Origin of the sequence: Rahnella sp. PAMC25617 (assembly GCF_050606005.1) — a bacterium.
GTDB classification, from domain to species: Bacteria; Pseudomonadota; Gammaproteobacteria; order Enterobacterales; family Enterobacteriaceae; genus Rahnella; species Rahnella variigena.
In genome coordinates, this window is the sequence record NZ_JBOCUM010000199.1 from 1 (window position 1) to 234 (window position 234).

Genomic DNA, 234 nt, shown 5'->3' on the forward strand with positions numbered 1-234 from the left:
ACGCCAAATTCATCAACAACTATCGTATTGTTAGATTTTAATAATCGCAAGACATCGTGCTCATTGTCTTTTTTATTAATGCCTACCAAGGTATTCTTTTGCTGCGCCAATTGCCCGTTTCCCCCAATTTGAGGGCAGGTGTTACCGGATGTGGGTGCATTGGTAATTCCAACCGCAATGGTATAGGTGGAATTATGTGCTAAGTTTACAGGATTAAATTTTAAAGTGTTAGTA

General features: G+C 38.9%; 1 protein-coding gene. It reads right to left on the bottom strand.

The window, feature by feature from the left end:
- Positions 1 to 234 (bottom strand): hypothetical protein (locus ACM615_RS24180; protein ID WP_431012675.1); only part of this gene is annotated, 234 nt, incomplete at both ends.